This window comes from Lentibacillus sp. JNUCC-1 (assembly GCF_009741735.1).
Classification (GTDB): Bacteria; Bacillota; Bacilli; order Bacillales; family Amphibacillaceae; genus Lentibacillus_B.
Window position 1 is genome coordinate 198612 of record NZ_WHOH01000001.1, and the last position, 21044, is coordinate 219655.

Annotated in this window: 19 protein-coding genes; 6 read left to right on the plus strand and 13 right to left on the minus strand. The window is 42.9% G+C overall.

Annotated features, from left to right (window positions below):
- Positions 1–224: 224 nt before the first annotated feature.
- From JNUCC1_RS01015 to codB, 4 genes are all read right to left on the minus strand, one after another.
- Complete coding sequence (locus JNUCC1_RS01015; RefSeq protein WP_156643610.1) at positions 225–1124, minus strand: IS3 family transposase; 900 nt, start codon at positions 1122–1124, stop codon at positions 225–227.
- A 5-nt stretch (positions 1125–1129) separates the two neighbouring features.
- On the minus strand, positions 1130–1819 hold the full coding sequence (locus JNUCC1_RS01020; protein WP_156643611.1) for a helix-turn-helix domain-containing protein: 690 nt from the start codon (positions 1817–1819) through the stop codon (positions 1130–1132).
- Between the two features lie 238 nt (positions 1820–2057).
- Positions 2058–3326, minus strand: a complete 1269-nt coding sequence (locus tag JNUCC1_RS01025; RefSeq protein WP_156643612.1) for a cytosine deaminase — start codon at positions 3324–3326, stop codon at positions 2058–2060.
- Complete coding sequence (gene codB / locus JNUCC1_RS01030; protein WP_156643613.1) at positions 3327–4595, minus strand: cytosine permease; 1269 nt, start codon at positions 4593–4595, stop codon at positions 3327–3329. It lies immediately after the preceding gene.
- Positions 4596–4903: 308 nt separating this feature from the next.
- Between codB and JNUCC1_RS01035 the strand changes: the two genes are divergently transcribed.
- Positions 4904–5104, plus strand: a complete 201-nt coding sequence (locus JNUCC1_RS01035) for a YjzC family protein (RefSeq protein WP_156643614.1) — start codon at positions 4904–4906, stop codon at positions 5102–5104.
- 120 nt (positions 5105–5224) lie between these two features.
- Here JNUCC1_RS01035 and JNUCC1_RS01040 read toward each other — a convergent pair whose 3' ends face one another.
- The 6 genes from JNUCC1_RS01040 to JNUCC1_RS01065 form a co-directional block, all read right to left on the minus strand.
- On the minus strand, positions 5225–5803 hold the full coding sequence (locus JNUCC1_RS01040; RefSeq protein ID WP_231746931.1) for a ribonuclease H1 domain-containing protein: 579 nt from the start codon (positions 5801–5803) through the stop codon (positions 5225–5227).
- Between the two features lie 35 nt (positions 5804–5838).
- On the minus strand, positions 5839–6720 hold the full coding sequence (locus JNUCC1_RS01045) for a DMT family transporter (protein WP_331713544.1): 882 nt from the start codon (positions 6718–6720) through the stop codon (positions 5839–5841).
- 777 nt (positions 6721–7497) lie between these two features.
- Positions 7498–9468, minus strand: a complete 1971-nt coding sequence (locus tag JNUCC1_RS01050) for an FtsX-like permease family protein (RefSeq protein ID WP_156643616.1) — start codon at positions 9466–9468, stop codon at positions 7498–7500.
- The gene (locus tag JNUCC1_RS01055; RefSeq protein WP_156643617.1) at positions 9458–10219 is read right to left on the minus strand and encodes an ABC transporter ATP-binding protein; all 762 of its coding nucleotides are present in this window, start codon (positions 10217–10219) and stop codon (positions 9458–9460) included. Before JNUCC1_RS01055 ends, JNUCC1_RS01050 begins: the two co-directional genes overlap by 11 nt.
- A gap of 95 nt (positions 10220–10314) precedes the next feature.
- Positions 10315–11301 carry a sensor histidine kinase gene (locus tag JNUCC1_RS01060; RefSeq protein WP_156643618.1) on the minus strand — a complete coding sequence of 329 codons (987 nt, stop codon included), beginning with the start codon at positions 11299–11301 and terminating at the stop codon, positions 10315–10317.
- The gene (locus JNUCC1_RS01065; RefSeq protein ID WP_156645332.1) at positions 11298–11990 is read right to left on the minus strand and encodes a response regulator transcription factor; all 693 of its coding nucleotides are present in this window, start codon (positions 11988–11990) and stop codon (positions 11298–11300) included. The genes JNUCC1_RS01060 and JNUCC1_RS01065 overlap by 4 nt, the downstream gene beginning before the upstream one ends.
- A 196-nt stretch (positions 11991–12186) precedes the next feature.
- On the opposite strand from JNUCC1_RS01065, the gene JNUCC1_RS01070 reads away from it, so the two are divergent.
- The 3 genes from JNUCC1_RS01070 to JNUCC1_RS01080 are packed head-to-tail and all read left to right on the plus strand — an operon-like array spanning position 12187 to position 15736.
- On the plus strand, positions 12187–12936 hold the full coding sequence (locus JNUCC1_RS01070) for a DeoR/GlpR family DNA-binding transcription regulator (protein WP_156643619.1): 750 nt from the start codon (positions 12187–12189) through the stop codon (positions 12934–12936).
- Positions 12933–13856: a 1-phosphofructokinase gene (gene pfkB / locus JNUCC1_RS01075; RefSeq protein ID WP_156643620.1), complete on the plus strand. Its 924-nt coding sequence runs from the start codon at positions 12933–12935 to the stop codon at positions 13854–13856. The genes JNUCC1_RS01070 and pfkB overlap by 4 nt, the downstream gene beginning before the upstream one ends.
- Complete coding sequence (locus tag JNUCC1_RS01080; RefSeq protein ID WP_156643621.1) at positions 13853–15736, plus strand: PTS fructose transporter subunit IIABC; 1884 nt, start codon at positions 13853–13855, stop codon at positions 15734–15736. The genes pfkB and JNUCC1_RS01080 overlap by 4 nt, the downstream gene beginning before the upstream one ends.
- A gap of 57 nt (positions 15737–15793) precedes the next feature.
- On the opposite strand, the gene JNUCC1_RS01085 is transcribed toward JNUCC1_RS01080, so the two are convergent.
- The 3 genes from JNUCC1_RS01085 to JNUCC1_RS01095 all read right to left on the minus strand — a co-directional run bounded on the left by JNUCC1_RS01085 (position 15794) and on the right by JNUCC1_RS01095 (position 18621).
- A complete protein-coding gene (locus tag JNUCC1_RS01085; protein WP_156645333.1) occupies positions 15794–17218 on the minus strand; it encodes an alanine/glycine:cation symporter family protein in 1425 nt (474 codons plus the stop codon).
- A gap of 167 nt (positions 17219–17385) precedes the next feature.
- Complete coding sequence (locus JNUCC1_RS01090) at positions 17386–17868, minus strand: hypothetical protein (protein WP_156643622.1); 483 nt, start codon at positions 17866–17868, stop codon at positions 17386–17388.
- Between the two features lie 132 nt (positions 17869–18000).
- Positions 18001–18621, minus strand: coding sequence for an NADP-dependent oxidoreductase (locus tag JNUCC1_RS01095; protein WP_197431590.1), 621 nt, complete (start codon positions 18619–18621; stop codon positions 18001–18003).
- Between the two features lie 110 nt (positions 18622–18731).
- On the opposite strand from JNUCC1_RS01095, the gene istA reads away from it, so the two are divergent.
- Together istA and istB are read left to right on the plus strand one after the other, a co-directional pair.
- Positions 18732–20255 carry an IS21 family transposase gene (gene istA / locus JNUCC1_RS01100; protein WP_231746932.1) on the plus strand — a complete coding sequence of 508 codons (1524 nt, stop codon included), beginning with the start codon at positions 18732–18734 and terminating at the stop codon, positions 20253–20255.
- 13 nt (positions 20256–20268) lie between these two features.
- Entirely contained in the window at positions 20269–21033 is a 765-nt protein-coding gene (gene istB, locus JNUCC1_RS01105) for an IS21-like element helper ATPase IstB (protein ID WP_156643624.1), read from the plus strand.
- Positions 21034–21044 lie beyond the last annotated feature (11 nt).

A 21044-nucleotide genomic window follows, 5' to 3' on the forward strand; every position in this document is an offset into this window, starting at 1 on the left:
TCTGGGGCATTTATCTAACCAAGCTCGGGGGAAACACGGAGACTCCAGCAGGAGGACAAGCCTCGGTGAAACCCCGCAAGCGCGATATAGGGGAAGGAAGGCTAAAACCGCGACGTCCTGTCGCAACGCCGTCATGACCCACATCCTGTGGGCCCGAGGCTCAGCAGCGCCCGCGGAAAGTGGACCGCACCCTGTCAAGTAGACAGCGTAAAAATAAAATTGTATCAGTTCAGGTGGGAAAACACTTTGGTTTTCTCGAAAGGTGTTAGCCCACCTAGTGCTAATTGAAAACGTTCGTTATTATAGTAATGAATATATTTATCGATAGCTTTAGAAAGGTCATTGAATGAGGCGTTTCTCCATGCTTGAAGGTAATACTTTTCAGATTTTATTGTGCCCCAGAAACCTTCCATTGGCCCATTATCAATACATTTGCCTGGTCGTGACATACTATGACGCAGTTCCGCTTTTTCTAGGATGCGCTTATAGCCGTAAGATGTGTACTGCACACCCCTGTCAGTATGCAATAAAGGGCGTTCTTGATCATCCAAGCTTTCGATTGCTCTATTGATGGTGTCAAATGCCAATTCATTATTGTTAGCTCGGGTGACGGTGTATCGAACAATACGGTTATCATACAAGTCGAGAATAGCACTTAAATAGGCTTTTTTATCTTCACCATACTTAAACTCCGTTACATCTGTTAACCACTTTTCATTTGGCTTGGAGGCGGTAAAATCACGATCTAAGAGGTTCTCAGCCGTATGCGCAGCTGTCGAAGGCGTATACACTTTTCTTTTTCGCCGTATAACGGCTTCGATATCCAGAAAACCCATTAAACGGTAAATGCGTTTTTCATTGACTACCCGATCTCCTCTATTCTCTTCATGTCTTCGATTTATGAATAGCGCCATGCGCCGGTAGCCGAGTGTTTTATCGTGTTCTTGATAGAGCTCCTGAATCTCTTCCAACAGCTCTTTGTTAAAAGTGTCTTCAGGCGTGTCTTCTCGGTTTCGCCATTTATAATAAGCACTCCTACCGACACCCGCAACTTCACACAATAATTCAATCGAATAGTTCCCTTTTAGGCATTCAATGGCACGATAATCCTTTTCATGCCGCACACGCGTTATTGTTGCGAATCTCCCCTTTCCAAGCTCCTCGACTTTTTTAAGAAATCAACCCTCGCCTGCAGGCGTTCATTTTCCTTTTCTTTGTCTCGTAATTGACGCTTCAGTTTCTCTTCGGTCGTTAACGCCGTCTCAGGTTTTGGTTTACCACGACGATCTTCAAGAGCATCGAATCCACCTTTTTCAAACTCTTGAACCCATCTATATACTTGTTGATACGACACCCCAAAGGTGGTCGCTATAAGGTTATAATCCCTGTTGTTTTTAAGTACCTCTTCAACAATTTGCAAACGCTCGTTTTTAGTGGTTTTTCGTCCTTTTGTCGCCATAGAAACCTTTTCCTCCCTTAAACGCTCTAATAAGTCTCTATGACGATTGTAATCTTTTAACCACTTTCTTAAAACCGATGGACTTGAAATGTTGTATTTCTTCGTTATTTCTCGCAGAGAATAGCCCCCGGAGCGATAGTCATCAATAGCTGCCTGCTTTATCTTTTTAGAATAAGCTTTCTCATGGGGGCGATGCTTGAGCCCGGCTTTTCCCTCTTTATCTACAATTTCAGTCCATCTTTTAACACTATTTCGATGTACTCCATATTTGCGGGTCATCTTGGCCAAGATGCGCCCCTCTTTTTTATATTCTTGTACAACCTTCCACTTGAACTCGGCAGAATAATGTGGATGTCCCAAGATGTATGCCTCCCTTAGAGTAGTTGTTTTTTATTCTTTAACTGTCTACTCTAATGGGAGCGTATCAAAGCGCAGTGTTTCCCCCGAGCGGCCGCATGAAGCAGTCATAAATTCTGCCTAGTTACTTCGCAGTTTACTTAAATTACGTCTTAATTAATGATATCAGGTGTCTTTTTGAGTATGTAAAAAAGAGGACGGCGGTTTGCCTGTCCTCTTTTGTGTGGGTTATTATTTCTTTTTATCTTGAGAAATCGATTTTTTCTTCAGTTTCAAGTGTCACTGTTGTTTGAGCTGGCTTTGTTTCTGCAATGATGGTACCTTCCCGAATTGAATGGGTAACGATTGCTTGCTTTCTGATGGCTTCATACTCATTTTCCGCATTCAGCACAATCATGTTAGCAGGCTTCCCTGTTTCAATTCCATATTCGTCTTCAATATGCATTGTTTTGGCGCTGTTGGAAGTAATTAGATCAATTGAATTAACGATTTGTTCGTAACCCATTAATTGAGATGCATGAATTCCCATGTGAAGAACTTGAAGCATGTTGCCTGTGCCAAGTGGATACCATGGGTCAAAGATGTCATCATGTCCAAAGCTTACGTTCATGCCTGCTTCAAGCAACTCCTTTACACGCGTCAGACCGCGCCGTTTCGGATAGGTGTCAAACCGACCCTGCAAGTGGATGTTGACCAACGGGTTTGCCACAAAGTTAATTTCAGACATCCCCAGCAAACGAAACAATTTGTAAGTATAGGCATCATTGTATGACCCCATAGCGGTTGTATGGCTGGCAGTCACTTTTGAGCCGAGTCCGCGTTCAAATGCTTCCTTTGCCACAATTTCAACAAATCGGGATTGCTCATCATCTATCTCGTCACAATGAATATCAATCAACTTGTCATATTTCTCTGCAAGGTCAAATGCAATTTCCATCGACTTGACACCATATTCGCGGGTGAATTCAAAATGCGGGATGCCTCCGACCACATCGGCTCCAAGTTTCAAAGCCTCCTCCAGAAGTTCTTTCCCATTTGGATACGATAAAATACCTTCTTGCGGAAAAGCAACGATCTGTAAGTCCAAATACGGTGCGACTTCTTGTTTAACCTCAAGCATGGCCCTCAACGCTGTGAGCTTTGGATCTGTTACATCAACATGAGTCCGGACGTGCTGGATGCCCTGCGCGATTTGCCAAGTGAGAGCTTTTTTTGCGCGCAGTTTCACATCTTCATGTGTGAGTGATGCTTTTCGTTCACCCCACCGTTCAATGCCTTCGAATAATGTGCCGCTCTGGTTCCATTTAGGCTCCCCTGCTGTCAGCGTTGTATCAAGATGAATATGAGGCTCAATGAAGGGGGCCAGTACCAAAGAACCCTTTACATCAAGCACATTTTCACCATCAACCGTTTGACTGTCAGCTTCTTTTATTGCTGTGATTTTCCCATTTTCAGTTTCAATGTTCCATAACCCAGTTTTTCCGCGTAAAGCAGCATTCATGATTTTCATTTATTGACTCACCTTTTCTGTTTGAGTTAAAGCAAATTCTTTCGTGCTGAGAACAGCAACGAGTTTCGTAACACCTACGTGGACAGCGCCTGCGCCCAACAATGCATTAATTGTCGGAATACCTGGCAGGAATAATGCAGATGCAATCCCTGCTCCCCATGCAACAAGTGCAATCCAATTAACCGCTTTGAAACGCATATCACTGAATGCTCGGTAACTTCCACGGTTTAAAATGAAGAAGTCAGCAAGAATGATCGCACCAATAGGCGGCAATGCTGAACCCAGGACTGTTAAGAACCCTACAAAGTTGTTGTACAGCCACATAGCAGCAATTGTACCAATAATGCCGTTGAAAATAACAACCTTATGCTTTGAAATTTTTGTAATGTTGGACAAGCCGAGTCCGGATGCATACAGGGCGTTGTCATTTGTGGTCCAGATGTTCAGTCCAAGAACAATAATAGCAGGTAAAATTAATTTTTGCGTGAACATCACTTCTGAAATGTCAGCAAACCCAGTTGCAATCGAACCGACAGCCCCGAACAAAAACATCAGCGTGTTCCCGATGAAGAATGCGCCAACAGTTGCGATAACAGCTGAACGCTTTTTCCGGGCAAAGCGTGTGAAGTCTGGTGTTAATGTACCGGCACTGATAAACGACCCGATACAAATCGTAAGCGCCGCAGCCAATCCGATTGCCTCAGTTGGTTCATATCCCATCAGACCTTCCATGCCGCCGAGTGTTTCAGTTGCCTTAAAAACTGAAACACTGCCTAGAACAGTGATCAGCGGTACGGCTACAAAACTGATGATTGCCAGTGCTTTCATTCCGAAAAAAGCTGTAAATGTCATGAGCACCCCTGCAATCGCAATCAGTACATACACATTGATGTCTGTCATCTTGGCTACCGGCACAGCAAACATTGCTGTTCCTACACCGAACCACCCAATTTGTGTAAAAGCAAGCATAAAGGATGATAAGTAAGACCCTTTTTCACCAAAAGCATAACGAGCAAGCAGATGCGTCGACAGCCCTGTCTTGGATGCCATATAAGCAAGTGCTCCCGTATATGCGCCTAATATTAAATTTCCGATAAGCACAATTCCCATAAATTGCATAAACGTTAACCCTTGGCCAAGTTCGCCCCCTGACCACATGCTCGCTGAGAAAAACGTTAACCCAAGCATAACGACGAGCATTTTTCCAAATCCGCTGCGATGCGATGCCGGTACTGCTGATAACGCAAATTCTGTATCCATTTTTTTCATGGTGATTCCTCCTGGTTTTCGGTACCGGACCAAGAGCGAATGGCAAGCATAAAAAAACAGGCTTCCCGTCGCAAATGACAAGAAACCTGCTGGCTCACAGAAATACATGCATGAACACAACCATACACGGCGTTCTGTTACCATATCCGCTGTCCTTGTCAGCCTCACAGGACTGAATTAAAGGTACCTTATTTGATTAAGACAATTATCACAGATACGCCTTGTAAAGTCAAGTCCTTTCCGCATATGAATGAAGGATGGGCTGCTTGGCATACTACTCATAACGATTATTAAAGGAGGCGTTGCAGTTGGGTGAACAAACAGAATTTCGTGAAGGTGACAAAGCGCCCAATAACGGCATTTATATTGAAGTTGGGGAAACCGGGAGTAATGTTGAATTCCCAGAACAAGTTGAACTTAAGGCAGGAGAATCTTTTCCGGAACCATCGAATCAAGACCGCATCTGGAAAAATAAACGCGACCTGTCACGCCAAAGACCACAAAAATAGAAGCCAGATAAAAAAAGCTGACTCCATGAGTAAGTCAGCTTTTTTTCATTCAATACTTATTCACCGTTTAAGATCTATGAAAAACAAAAGACAGTCTGTACGCTCAGCCCGTCTTTTAGTTTAAATGCCTAACGCTTCTCTTGCAAGTTGGTCGGCCAGCTCATTGCCTTCAATTCCAGTATGACCGGCAACTTTATTAAACGAAACAAAAGACGTGTAGTCTTTCATAAATGTTTGATAAGCTTGGGTCATATGGTTTTTGGCCCGCCATGAACCATCAACCCAGCTGGAAATGCCTTGATAATCATGATGAATGACAATTATTTTACCGCTATCTTTTGCCCACTTTGCCGCCCGCATCGCTGCAGCCAATTCACCTGCAACATTATTCATCGAAGACGCCTCTTTGTTTGTACCAACACCTGCATCACTGTGTATCAATGAACCTTGATCATACACCGCAAATGCCCAGCTGTAGCGGCCATCTGTATAACTGCCATCAACAAACACATCCAGACCCCCATGGTTGGTTTCCGATGTTTTGGTTTTTCCCCCATTAACATACGCTTCCGCCTCTTCTCGTGTAGGAAAACTTTTAAACTGGGCCCCTTTAAACCCTGTTACCTGTTTCTGACACGTCGGCCAGCTTGTAAAGACACCCGTTTCCCTTCCTGCACGGACACCGTAAAACTTTGCCATTTGCTTCATCTCCTCGTTCAAGTTTGCTCTGTATATTATAGTTCCACTTCATCTTTATGACCAGTCACTTCCCTTAAGAACGTGGATCCTAGAATGCAAATCCCTCCAACAATTTGCAGCACACTCATACTTTCACTCAATATAATGGCTGCCATAAGCACCGCCGAAATCGGGTCTATATAGCTATAGATGCCAATCGTTTGTCCATCAAGTTTCTGCAAGGCGGGAAAATACAATAGATATGCAACACCCGTGTGAATGACTCCGAGAATTGAGACCAACACGAGCGACTGCGTATCAAGTCCGGAATAGTTCATTGTTTCTGTAAAAACTACATAGGGCAACAGGACCAACGAAGCAATGGACAGTTGCATGACAGTCGTTTCAAAATCCGACAACCCTTTAAGAAACTTATTCATTAAAATTACACTTGCGTAAAAGCCCGCTGCCAACAAGCCGTAACCAATACCGATCGGATGATTTAAGGCTTCGGAGCCCATCCCCGAATCAGGCTGTACGACCAAAAACAGACCGAGGAGCGCAACCACAATACTGAGCCCCTTCTTCCATGTCCAATTTTCTTTTAATAAGAAGGGAGCCAGCACCATGACAAAGACCGGCGCAAAATAATAACTGAGCGTTGCATTGGAAACCGTCGTATACTGGTAGGCTTCAAACAGAAAAATCCAGTTGAACCCCAATGCCGTTCCGGATGTAAGCAAAAGCACCAGATTTTGTTTACTTGTTTTAAAGTTAAATCTCTGTTTTACCAGAAAACTGGCTCCGATTAGAAACACGCTGCCAATCACACCTCTGAAGAGCGCAATTTCACTAGATAAAAGATTAATGTTTTTTACAAACAATCCGATGCTCCCGAACAATAACATCACAATAATAAACGCAAACTTCGCTTTCACCCTGAATCCCCCGCATCCATCCAAAATATGAACCAATATTATCTCATGGGGGCATAAGAAAAAACAACATAAATTAACACAGTTATAAACCCTAATGAATAGTAGACACAAACTGCGAACCAATCAAAACTTGAATGACTGCTTCTGGCAACTAACCACCACAATAAGAGAATCGTGATTTGCGCTGCGGGAAGTCGCTTTCCGCGGGCACGGCCTCAGCCTCCTCGCTCGCAAAAACCGCTCGCTGTGGGGTCTTCGGACTCGTGCTGTTCCTGCAGGAGTCGACTTCCCTCCGCTCCAATCACTATATGTTAAAGTGGTGTTTGGACGGTTCTGCTCAAAATTCAAGTAAGAACGTAAACACTTCTTTAGCAGTTAGTACTAGGTCCACTTATGCATATTAATTCCGATTTATGCGTAACCACGGCTTGCTTATGAGCATTTATTTCCTTTTATAAGTGATCCCAGCTCCTATATGCGCATTCACACCTCCAACCGTTCTGCTTACGCAAGAGAAAGAAGGTGAGCATTCCACACCTAGCTCGGGGGAAACACGGAGACTCCTGCGGGATGCAAAGCCTCGGTGAGACCCCGGAGGTCGGCAGACCGAGGAGGCTCAGCAGCGCCCGCGGAAAGCGCAGTGTTTCCCCCGAGCGGCTGCACGAGGCAGTCATAGGTTAGTTCGCAGTTTACTTAAGCTATGAATTTAAGATCTTAAAAAAGAGCATTTTAAAACAGGGCACCTACATATAGGGATGCCCTGCCTTAATGCTATTTCTATAACGCCTCTCTAATCACACGTTTGTAATAAAGGACCGATAACATACCGAAGATGGAATACAACCCTGTATAGATCAGCATGACAATGATCATAGGCGTCACCATTTCTGTTCCGAAGAAAAACCAACCAGATTTGACTGCAAAGTAACTGTGGCTTAACCCAATGATCAGCGGAATACCGAAGTTAAAAATTTGTTTAATAGAAATCCCTTTAATCAAATCCGCCTGTGTAAAGCCAAGTTTTCTAAGAATCGTGTAGTTCGGCTTTTCATCTTCACTTTCATCCATTTGTTTAAAGTAGAGAATACAGCCGGAAGTGATCAGAAAAGCAAGACCCAGAAAACCGACAATGAACATTGTCAGACCGACATTCATTTTTTGGTCTTGTATTGCCGCATATTGTGATTCATAGCCAGCCCATTTGGCAAAACCCATATCATGGAACATCTCATCTGCTTGTTCTATATGACGGTTATCTTTAATGTTCACGCCTGTATACTTGGAAAACTCACTGCTGATATCTGGATTTGTGTCAGCCGCAAGCTGTTCATAAATCAATTGGTCGACAACAGCAACGGGAAAAGCGCCGTTTAGCCGTGCTGGCAGAATATTTATATCTTTAAACCCTTTAAACTCAAGGTCATGAGTAGTACTCTCACCTGACAGACTGAGTTCTCCTTGGTCTTTGAAACGGATGATTTTATCCAAGATTTCAGCCTTGTTTACAAACCACACTTCAGACTCTTCTGCGTCAAGTTCCTCAATCCCCTCATCACTGATGACGATCATAGGCGTTTCCTCGGAATTGAACATTGATGTTGAAGCATCTTCATCGCCCGACAATGCAATAACATCCGAGAGGTTTGCCATACTTTGCTGTAAATCCAGATGATGTGACGTATATTCGATTCCTGCTTCATCCAAAGCTTTCATAAACATATCCGGTTGCGGAGCCTCCTCTGCACTCACCGGATTCGGAATGCCAAAATCATCAGGAATATTCTCCTCGGCCGTCTTTTCCGCAGAGTAATAAGAAATATAACTGAGCGACAACAACCCGATCGCAAGCGCTGACGCAGTCGTTATGACGGTTAATAAAAATGAATTGGACTTCATGCGGAACATGATTGATGAAAGTGACAACACATCATTAACGTTCAAATACCCGCCCTTACGCTTACGGAGAAGATTGAAAATAAAGCTGACCGACCCTTTATAAAAGAAATATGTCCCCAGAATGGTTGAGAAAAGTATGGTAATCATAACCAGGAACAACTGAGTGCCCAGTACGTCACTGCTGAACAATTTCGACGATAGATAATACCCAAATAAAATCATGGCAATCCCCAAGATACCGATAACGGCTTGCCATATTGACATACGCTTAATCTTCAGCTGGGCAGTAGATGTCACTCGAAACAAGGCTAAAATGGTTTGCCGTTTAATAAACACAGCATTCATGATCATGAGCAGCACATAAATCACTGTAAAAACAAGTACTGTCTGGACTAAAGCTTCTGGTGAGAAATGAAGCGAGGCCACATCTTCCACACCTGTAAGCCTGAATAACATCATCATTAACAGTTTTGACACTGAAAAACCCAGAAACACGCCAATTACAACAGAGCCGAAGTATAATATAATGTTTTCGACACTCAGAATCCTAAAGATCGCACCTTTTGTCATGCCGATCAACTGGAACAATCCGATCTCTTTTCCTCGACGTTTAATAAACAGTGTATTAGCGTAAAGAAGAAAAACTGAAACAATTGCAATGAGCAAAACCGATGCTGCTTTTAAGCCCGCTGCACCTCTGACTGTTCCAGCCGCATCATCCATTGCAGGGTCGTATTGCAAAGTTACAAAGGCAAAATAGAGTGCCACACTGAAAATCAGGGCAAATATATACAGAAAATAATGCTGAATATTTTTCTTCAAGTTGCGATAAATCAGTTGTTTAATGTTCATATTGAACCCCGCCTAACACGCCCTGAGTCTGAATGATGTCTTTGAAGAATTCCTGGCGTGTCTGATCACCTTTGTATAGCTGTGAATAGATTTGTCCGTCTTTGATAAAAACAACACGTTCACTAAAACTTGCTGCAAGAGGGTCGTGCGTCACCATGACAATCGATGCCTCGTGCTTGTCATTCAGATCGCTCAATTTGTTTAGTAGATCAGACGCTGCCTTGGAATCAAGAGCACCTGTTGGTTCATCAGCAAATATGATGCTTGGATTGTGAACAAATGCACGTGCCGCTGATGTCCGCTGCTTTTGCCCTCCGGAAATTTCATTTGGATATTTACTGGCAATATCCTGAATTCCCAAATCCTTAGCCACCGCATCGAATGCTTTATTTGCTTCTTTTTTGGATGCTTTTTTTATAGATAAAGGAAGCAGAATATTTTCCTTTACCGTTAATGTGTCCAATAAATTATATTCCTGAAAAATAAACCCCAAATGATGCTTGCGAAATTCAGCAAGTTCCCTATCTTTCATGCAGCTGATGTCTTTTCCTTTTACTGTGATCTCTCCTTGACTCACCCGGTCAATGGAGGATAGCACATTTAGAAGGGTTGTTTTGCCGGATCCGGATGCTCCCATAATGGTCAGAAATTCACCTTCCTGAACCTGCAAGTCAAGTGCGTGAAGCACTTCTTGTTTATTAAATTTGTTCCCGTATGTTTTATAAATTTTAGCTGCTTCAAGAATAGCCATATCTCACTCACTCCTTCTGCTTTTATCATACCCACATTCATTTTTTCTTGCCTTCGCTTTACCTTACAATCACGAACAGGCATGTGACAATATCGTCACATGCCTGTTATATCGACAAAGTCATTTTTATTTGGAAATGTTAATGTAAACCGGGTGCCTTCCATCAGTTTGGATGTTACATGGATGTCAATATGCAACGCATCTGCTGCTTGCTTAGCCAGGTAGAGCCCCATACCAGTTGCCCGTTCATCATAGTGTGCGGTTGTATTTGTGAATCCACGGTCAAATATTCGCGGAAGATCTTGTTTACCGATGCCTCTGCCGAAGTCTTGGATCACCAGTATGCGCTGCTCATCCTTAGTGTCACTTTTGATTAATACATCTGTTTTTTCACTGTACTTTACAGCATTGGTCAGCAATTGACGTATGATAAACGCAAACCACTTAGGATCGGTCAAAGCATAAGTTATCTGTAAATCGACTTCAAACCCAGTACCCTTTTGCATGCACCACGGTTTCAGAGCTTTTATTTCTTCAAACAACACTGGCTCCAATTCCGTTTCTTCTATGAATAGATCATTACTGATGAACGGGATGCGCTTTTGATGCAATTGGCGGTCCAACAACAGGTGGATACGCAGCCATTCATACATAAGTTGTGACCTCAAGGCAGCATCCTCAACGCGGTCAATCATCAGCTGCATGGTGGTTAGAGGGGTTTTGACCTCATGAATCCAACTGAGCATATCCTCCCTTTCTCCTTCAACATCTGTCGACAAAATGCTCAGCTCACGATTGTGCTGATCATTCTGCTGATTCATCGCTTCAGAGATGATATGTTCAAATGGGGATTGGTTGAGCGGCATCTGATCTTGGTCTTTTACTGCTTTATAAAAGCGCGTTTCTTTAAAATACCTGACAACAACAAACACAAGAAAAAACAGAGAAACCAGGAAAACTGTGTACAAGATGGCGTTCAGCGGTATACTTCTGTCGAGATAACCAATAAGGATCATGAGCATCTGTGAGAAGATCACAAACATGATCCAGCTTTTCCGTTCTTTTAGGTATGTTTTAATCATAGGCTTTCCTCTTCCCTGGCAACATATCCCTGCCCGACTTTCGTTTCAATTGTCTCACCGAGCCCGATCTCACCCAGTTTCTTTCGCAAACGGTTCACATTGACCGTTAATGTATTATCACTCACAAACCGCTCATCATCCCAGAGACTTGTGATCAGGTCCTCTCTTGTGACAATTTCATTCTTGCGTTCTATCAATACTTTTAATATGTACATTTCATTTTTTGTTAGGTCAACGACACCCTGCGTACTGGATACAGTTCCCTTTAGAAAGTCTACTGTTGCACCATTCCATGTCTTCAGGTCAAGCTGTGTATCCACATTGTAATTATAAACACGTCTTAAAGTGGCTTGAATCTTTGCGATCAAAACGTCAAAGTGAAAAGGCTTTTGGATAAAATCATCTGCTCCAAGTTGCATGGACATCACCATATCTGTCGGATGATCCCGTGACGACAGGAAAATGATTGGGACATTAGAATGTGACCGGATCAATCGGCACCAATGAAATCCGTCAAATTTCGGCAGTTGAATATCGATAACCACCAAGTCTGGTTTGATCGATGTAAACGACTCAAGAACACGGCCAAAATCGGCAACACCTAAGACTTCATAGGTCCATTGGGACAATCTTTCCTTCACTTCCTGAAATAATGTTTCATCATCTTCAATCAGCATAATCTTAAACATCAATTCCACCACTCTTCCGCATGACAATCTCCTTTAATAGTAATACTTAAGAGGAGTTGAGGCAATACAGAGAGAGACTTATAATACCTTTTCATTTCTAGATTGTTTTTTGGGTGCTTATGATTGATTTTGATCGTTTATGGTTGTATACTGTTTATAGAATCATATTGAAAGCGTTTAAAGGAGGTTTAACAGGTTGCTGGAATCTGAACGACATCAGCTGATTATTGACAGCTTAGACAACAAACAGGTGGTGAAATTACAAGAGTTAGTGGATTTAACGAATGCTTCTGAGTCAACTATACGACGTGATCTCACACATCTTGAAAATAAAAAACACCTCAAACGCATCCATGGGGGTGCTGCTCGACTTCAAGGGAAATTGCAGGAAGCCAGCATGACCGAAAAATCCTCCAAAAACCGTCATAATAAACAACTTATTGCGAGCTATGCTGTTCAACTTGTTAAACCAGGTGACAGTATATTCCTCGATGCGGGGTCGACCGTTTATGAAATGATTGATCAGCTTCCCAAGGACATCGTTGTGGTCACCAATGGTTTGATGCATATTCAAGCCTTGCTGGAGCACGAAATCCCAACATACATTACTGGTGGGTATGCAAAATCTAAAACAAACGCTTTAATTGGTCGAGGCGCATTGGAAAGCTTGCACAACTATCGATTTGATAAGTGCTTCATGGGGGTCAATGGTATTCATCCGGATTCTGGACTTACAACTCCAGACCAAGAAGAATCACAGGTTAAGCATCTTGCCATGTCGCTTTCACGTGAAGCTTATGTACTCGCTGACGAATCGAAGTTCTCCGAGATCACATTCTCAAAAATAGCCAATCTCGATGCAGCAACGATCATTACTGATCAATTGGCGTCAGAAACAAGATCTCTCTACCCTGATCAAATTCATATAAAGGCAGTGATGTCATGATCTACACCCTTACACTCAATCCGTCACTGGATTATATTTTACAGTTGGATGACCTTCAGACAGGCAGATTAAACCGGGTTGATAAAACTTTTAAATTTCCCGGTGGCAAAGGAATTAACGTCTCCCAGGTTTTAAAGACACTTGGTATTGACAGCGTGACACTTGGCTTAATTGGTGGCTTTACCGGGGACCGCCTGTGCCAGCTTCTGCACAAGAAAGACATTCGAACGGATTTCATACAAGTCGAGGAAGACACACGCATTAATGTCAAAATTAAAGCTCAGGAAGAAACAGAACTGAACGCCAAAGGACCTACCTGCTCACAAGAAAAATACCAAGCGCTGACAGACCAGATTAAGAAACTCACAACGAATGATATGTTGATCCTATCCGGCAGTATTCCTTCAACTTTACCCGACACAACGTATGAGCAGCTGGCAGGTATCTGTTATGAGCAGGGCACGCCATTTGTGGTTGATGCTGAAGGAGATTTGCTGAAACGTGTTCTTCCATACAAACCATTTTTAATTAAGCCCAATCACCACGAACTCGGTGAACTTTTTGATACTAAAGTCACAACTGCAGAAGAGGCAATTCCATATGGAAGAAAACTGATCCAAGATGGGGCCCAGCATGTTCTTGTTTCACTTGCAGGAAACGGCGCAGTTCTGATCAGCAAAGACAAGACGTTCATCACCTCAGCTCCGAGGGGAAATATTGTCGGTTCAGTCGGTGCTGGCGATTCCATGGTAGCAGGCTTTATTGCAGGATACCATGCGTCTCATTCCACATATGAAGCGTTCAAGTTAAGTGTTGCTGCAGGAAGTGCCACAGCTTTTTCCAACGGTTTAGCCACTGAAAAAATGATTCACAGCTTATTATCTGATATCAAACCTGTTTCGAGAGGAGACTCATTATGAAAATTACGGAATTGTTGTCAAGAGACCTTATCCAATTGAATCTCACAAGCACTTACAAAGAAGACACCATTGACCAATTGATTCATGTACTGGACAGAGCCGGAAAACTTTCTGACACCCATGAATTCAAAAAGCAAATTCTTAACCGCGAAAGTCAAAGTACGACCGGGATTGGCGATGGCATTGCCATACCACACGCCAAAACAAAAGCAGTTAAAGAGCCTGCGATCGCATTTGGTCGTTCGATTGAGGGTATTGAATATGAAGCTCTTGATGGGCAGCCTTCTCACCTCTTTTTCATGATTGCAGCTCCAGAAGGCGCGAACGATACACATTTGCAGGCACTTGCCAGATTATCTGGCATGTTGATGAAACCGGAAGTACGGAAAGCTTTTATGGAAGCTTCTACTGAAGATGAGGTCCTAGCAATCATTGATTTGCATGATGAAAATGATGATGCTGAAGAAGAAGCTGAGACGTCAGCTACCGCCGGAGACAAACCATTTATTGTTGCCGTAACGGCCTGTCCGACAGGTATTGCGCACACATATATGGCAGCCGATTCATTGAAGACCACTGCCCAAGAAAAAGGCATTGATATTAAAGTTGAGACAAATGGTTCTGGTGGTGCCAAAAACATATTAACTCAAGAAGATATTGAACAGGCAATAGCTGTCATTATTGCTGCAGATACAAATGTAGCAATGGATCGATTCAGTGGCAAGACTGTCATAGAAGTACCAGTTGCTGACGGGATTTCAAAATCTGATGACTTGATACAGAGAGCCTTGAAACAGCAAGGTAAAGTTTATCAGGCTAAAGGCAGTTCCCAATCCCAAAGTGAGGAAAACAATGAACAAGGTCGCGGGATTGGGGCCACAATATACAAACATTTGATGAGCGGTGTTTCTAATATGCTCCCGTTTGTCATTGGCGGCGGTATTCTTATTGCTCTTGGTTTTCTGTTTGGCATCAATGCGCACAATCCAGATGATGCATCCTATAACGTTATTGCAGAAGCTTTGAACACGATTGGCGGCGGCAATGCCTTTGCTCTTATGATCCCTGTGCTTGCTGGGTTTATTGCCATGAGTATTGCTGATCGTCCCGGCTTTGCGGCTGGTATGGTCGGGGGACTGATGGCCTCAACAAGCGGGGCTGGTTTCCTTGGCGGTATTGTTGCGGGTTTTCTCGGTGGTTATATTGTCGTCGGTTTGAAAAAAGTTCTTGCCGGGTTGCCCTCCTCACTTGAAGGGATTAAAACCATTTTACTTTATCCTTTATTTGGTATTGCCATTACTGGATTTCTGATGTTTTTCGTAGTCAATAAACCTTTTACAATGCTGAATACGGCCATTTCCGACTGGCTGACAGGTTTGGGTACAGGAAACGCCGTATTTCTCGGAATTGTACTCGGTCTGATGATGGCATTCGATATGGGTGGACCTGTTAACAAAGCAGCTTATCTGTTTGGCACCGGATTGATTGCAAGCGGAGTTTATGAACCAATGGCTGCGATCATGGCCGCTGGTATGGTTCCTCCACTTGGAATTGCCATTGCTACCACCCTCTTCCCTAACAAGTTCAACCAGCAACAACGAGAAGCAGGGAAAGTCAATTACATTATGGGACTCTCCTTTATTACTGAAGGGGCAATCCCGTTCGCTGCAGCAGATCCGCTTCGAGTGATTCCATCTCTTATGGTTGGTTCTGCAGCAGCTGGTGGTTTGTCCATGATGTTTAACATTGGTCTTCAAGCACCACATGGCGGTATTTTTGTCTTCCCCCTCGTCCAAGGTGGATGGTTGCTGTACTTGCTTGCCGTTGTTATCGGATCCATCATAACCGCCCTTCTTTTAGGCGTACTCAAGAAAAAGTAACGCAAAAGGGCCAGCCCCCAGGGTCATAAGACCTGGGAGGCTGGCCCCCTTACTTTTTTAAGATTCTTTTTCTGTGGTTTGTTCTCGATCCCAGAATTCGATGCCGTTTTGATTATCTAAAGTGTCCTTGTAGAATGTTGGATCCTTTCCAGCTTTGCGTTGCTCCACATAGTCATCCAAGACCCTTTTGGCTATTTTAAACAGTCGGGTGATCGCATACAGGTTGATCAGCGCCATAATCCCCATAGTCAGATCTGCCAACGCCCAGACAAGATCAAACGTTGCAATAGACCCAAATACGACCATCGCAAGCACAGCAAGTCTGTAAATAAACAAACCCCATTTACTATTTTTAATATAACCGATATTATTTTCGCCGTAATAATAGTTGCCAAGGATTGAACTATAAGCAAAGAAAAATATGGCAATCGCAATAAATATCGCTGCCCAATCTCCCATATGGAATTCAAATGCTTTTTGTGTCAGCTGAATGCCGTCTGCTTTGCTGTCTGCATAGCCACCTGCCGAAATTAATATAAATCCTGTTGCACTACAAATAAGAATTGTATCAAAAAACACACCCAATGCTTGAATTAATCCCTGTTTAGCCGGATGTGTAACCTCAGCCGTGGCAGCCGCATTGGGGGCACTACCCATACCTGCTTCGTTTGAGAACAAGCCCCGTTTAATTCCCATCATGATCGCAGCGCCAAACCCGCCGCTCACAACTTCTCTAAAACCAAACGCATTAGCAAATATAATGGAAATCATATCAGGCACCACATCAAGATTAATCGCTAAAATATATACGGCTAACGCAATATACAACACAGCCATCACTGGGACCACGTATTGGGCTACCTGTGCAATACTCTTTAGACCGCCAAAAATAACAATAGCCGTCAAAATCGTTAACACAACCGCCATCCAGCCTTTACTGAAGTCAAATTGTCCTCCAAAAGCCAGACTGATCGTATTGGATTGTACTGAATTAAACACCAGGCCGTATGTAAAGGCAATTGTTACCGCAAAAACAATCCCAAGCCAGCGCATATTCAAGCCTTTTTCAATATAATAAGCTGGTCCTCCACGATATTGGTTCTTTTCAGGCACCTTATACACTTGTGCCAGAGTACTTTCCACAAAAGCTGTAGCCGAACCAAGCATTGCAATAAGCCACATCCAGAACACAGCGCCCGGCCCACCTACTGCAATCGCAGAGGCAACACCCGCCATATTCCCCGTACCAACGCGGGAAGCTGCACTGATCGCAAATGCCTGAAACGAAGACGTTCCTTTTTTCCCAGCTGCCGAAATGGACCTCTTATCAAAAAGAACACGGAACATTTCTGGAAATAAACGAAACTGAACAAAATCTGTCTTCACCGTAAACCAGAGCCCCAAACCGAGTAATACAACAATCAGAATCGTTCCCCACATGGCATCGTTCGCCTCGGTGATTCCTTTTTCCAAGATAGACATTAAGCTCTCCCAAGCTGTTTCCTTCCCATCCATAACACTCATCCTCCTCTTCTTCTTAGAGAATCCTCAATAAAGACTTACCCTTTCTTAACAATTCGTATTCCCAAAATTCCTTAATAAAAAATAAAGCTTCCCATTTGAACAGGAAGCCTTATTTCGTTTAAAATTTATTCTGCTTCTTCAATTTCCACATTGCGTTCATCGGCTAAATCTTGGAGAGCTGTTTGGTATTCTTGCATCCCCTGAAACCCTTCAGTTAAAACCTGATTAGCCCCTTCAATCATTGAGGGATCCTGTTTTTCCAATGCTTCAACAATCGAATGGAAGCCCTCAAGCTGGTTATTAGCCGCGGTCAGATAAATGTCATGCACCTCAGCAATTTCCTCGTCGTCAATTTCAATTGCTTCAGCCTTTTTAACAAGGTCTTCGTATTTCGGCACAATCGATTCTGTCAATGCATCATATAGTGTCTGATCATCTGTAAAATTAGGCCCTGTGACACTCTCATACTCTGCAACAACTTCCTCTTCCTGTGGTGCAAGCGGCTGGATGTCATCATTAAAATAGCTCACCAGATTATCCTGTTCTTCACTCGAACAGCCTGCTGCAACAATAAGTAAAAATAAAAAACCCCAAAAAATTTTCTTCATGTCAAATCTCCCTCTGTTTTTTGTTCAATTACCATCATATGGCACTTGACCAAAAAAATCTACAAAAGTATGTATAAATCCAATAATTTAGGACAAAAGCACCAAAAAAGCCTCTTGCCCTAAAAGTTGTCTTCAATCTTGAACTTTCAATACAATTTTGCCTTTTGCGTGGCCCGTTTCACTAATCCGATGACCTTCCTGCACTTCAGACAACTCCAGAACTTTTTCTACAACCGGTTTAATCTTTTCCTGTTCAAACAAGTCAGCGATTTTCGCCAAGACTTTTCCGTCTCTCCCCATAGAAACCTGATATGTTTTTACATTATATTTTTCAGCCAATTGGTCATCTGGAGCCGTTGTTGTGGAAGCGAGACGCCCGCCTTCTTTAAGGACTTTGAAACTCCGGTCTTGAACTTCCCCGCCTAGTGTATCAAGAACAACGTCCACCGGTGAAAGTACATCTTCAAAAGCTTCTTCCTCATAATTGATCACTTGATCTGCTCCAAGCTCCTTAAGGAAGTCTACGTTTTTGCCGCTCCCGGTAGTTGCAACCCAGCAGCCATATGCTTTTGCCAACTGAATGGCGAAACTTCCGACACCGCCTGCTCCTGCTTGAATTAATACCCTTTCGCCTTCTTTAATATCAGTAATATCTATCAAGCTTGTCCAGGCGGTTAACCCGACGAGCGGCCCTGAAGCGGCTTCTTCAAACGATAGATTGCTTGGCTTTTTCGCAACCATATTTTCATCCACATGTATATGGTAACTTAAAAGTGAGCCACCATCGCAGTTGAAAATTGAGCCACTCTAATAGAAAATATACCCCTAATGAAATATCAGGGGTTGAACTCGGAGTGATCACATTGATGGAAAAACAAAAAATAATAAAATCATACTTGGAAGGAGTAAGTCAGAGAAAGATTGCCGAACAAACGGGAAAATCTAGAAATACGGTGAAAAGTTACATTGACGATTATGAGAAGAGCAGAAAGGAAGATGTAAGGGATCTTCCAATAGCTGAGAATATTGTAAAGGCGCCTGCATATAAAAAGCGGATTGGTAAAAAGAGAGTATTAACAGATGATATAAAGCGAATTTTGCGCGGCTATATAAAGGAAAATGAATGGAAGAGAAACCACTACATGGCCAAGCAGCAAATGAAAATGATAGATATGCATGAGGCGTTGTTGGATGCCGGACACGCCATTAGTTACACAACGGTGCGAAACTTTGTTAATAAAGAAGTGGCTAAATCAAGGGAGGTGTTTATCCGGCGGAATTGTGTACCTGGTTATGAGGCGGAATTTGATTGGGGCGAAATTAAGCTTGAGATTGATGGAGAAATCAAAAGTTATTCATTAGCAGTTTTCACATTAGCTCACAGCAATTATCGCTTCGCGAAGATTTATCAATCTGAGTCTCAGGTTTGTGTACTGGATGTTCATTCGGAGTTCATTCATCATATCGGTTTTATTCCTAAGGTCTTTACCTATGATAACATGCGGACCGTTGTAAAATCTTTTGTAGGGACAGAGAAAACGGTCACAGATAGCATGATTAATCTTTCCAATTACTATCAGTTTAAAATTCGTTTGTGTGAGCCACGGAAAGGCAATGAGAAAGGACATGTGGAACGGAGTGTAGAGTTTATACGGAGAAAAGCATTCTCAGCAATCTATTCATTTACGAGTTTACAAGAGGCGGAAGATCACCTCTCCTGTACACTTAAAAAGATCAATGAACGGTATCATCATGAACATCAAGTAAAGCATATAACGCTATTGGAAGATGAAAAGAAAGTCGCAAGACCTGCTGTTATGGCACCATTTGATAGCGCGGAGTTGGTTGAATGTCAGGTGAATAAATATAGCACAGTGATGATTAAGCAAAATCATTATTCTGTGCCGGAGGGGCACGTTGGGAAATACATCAAGGCAAAGGCCGGTGCCACGTATATTAAGTTGTTTATTGATGGAGAGCTTGTAGCTGAGCATCAACGAAAATGGGGTGTGCATGAATGGCAAATGAATATTTATCACTATCTGAGTACCTTCCAAAAGAAAAAAGGTGCCATATCCCAAAGTGAATGTTTGAGACAGGCACCAACCCAAATAAAAGATATCTACAACAATTATTATATAGGAAAAGAGAAAGAATTCATAGAGCTGCTTCTTTACGTGAAAGAAAACAATAATCTGAAACGGGTCCTTGAAGCCGTAGAAGAACTAAGTGCCATCCGATTTGATCTCGTCACGACGGACAGCATCCTGTTTATTTGCGGACAATCCACGTCTACGACCAAAGCGTTCTCCGGTGGAGATGAAACCATGAATCAGTCTGTGAGCAACATGGAGGCATACGCAGACATGTTTAATCAAGTCGGATAAGGAGCAGTGACCAATGGATAAACAACAACGAATTATTGATCTATGTAAAGATTTGCGCTTACCAAGCATACGAAAAATCGTTCAGAATGAAGCTTTGGAACAACCAGCTCAAGCATTTGAAGTGTTACTTCAAGTGCTTGAACAAGAAAAAGCCGACCGGCAGGTGCGGGCAAAGCAAAATCGTATCCGTACGGCTAATTTCCCACAGAAGAAGCTATTGGAGGAATTGAGAGTAGAAGAATTACCGGAACAAGCCAGTCAAAAATTACCTCATTTAAAAACACTGGATTTCATAGAGGAAGGGCAAAATGTCATTCTGACAGGTTCATCGGGCACGGGGAAGACCCATATTGCGATTGGGCTTGGAATGGAAGCATGCTTGGCAGGATACCGGGTATTCTACGCTACGGTCCCTTCCTTGATAAACCAGCTAAAGGAACATCGTTCAGAAAGAACCTTGCGCTCATTTGAGTTGAAGTTTGGGAAATATGACGTTGTTATCCTGGATGAATTAGGTTACATTTCTTTCGACAAGGAAGGTGCGGAGTTACTGTTTTCTCACCTCTCGCTACGGGCAGGTAGGAAATCAACAATTATCACCAGCAACCTGCCATTTACGAAATGGCAAGACATGTTTCATGACCCGGTATTGACGGCTGCGTTAACCGATCGTCTTACACATAAATCTCATGTCGTAAACATGATAGGGCCTTCTTACCGAATGAAGGAAACAGAAGCTTGGATCAAAATGAGTGGAAACAAAGTGGCTCAAAATTAAATTGCGAAATG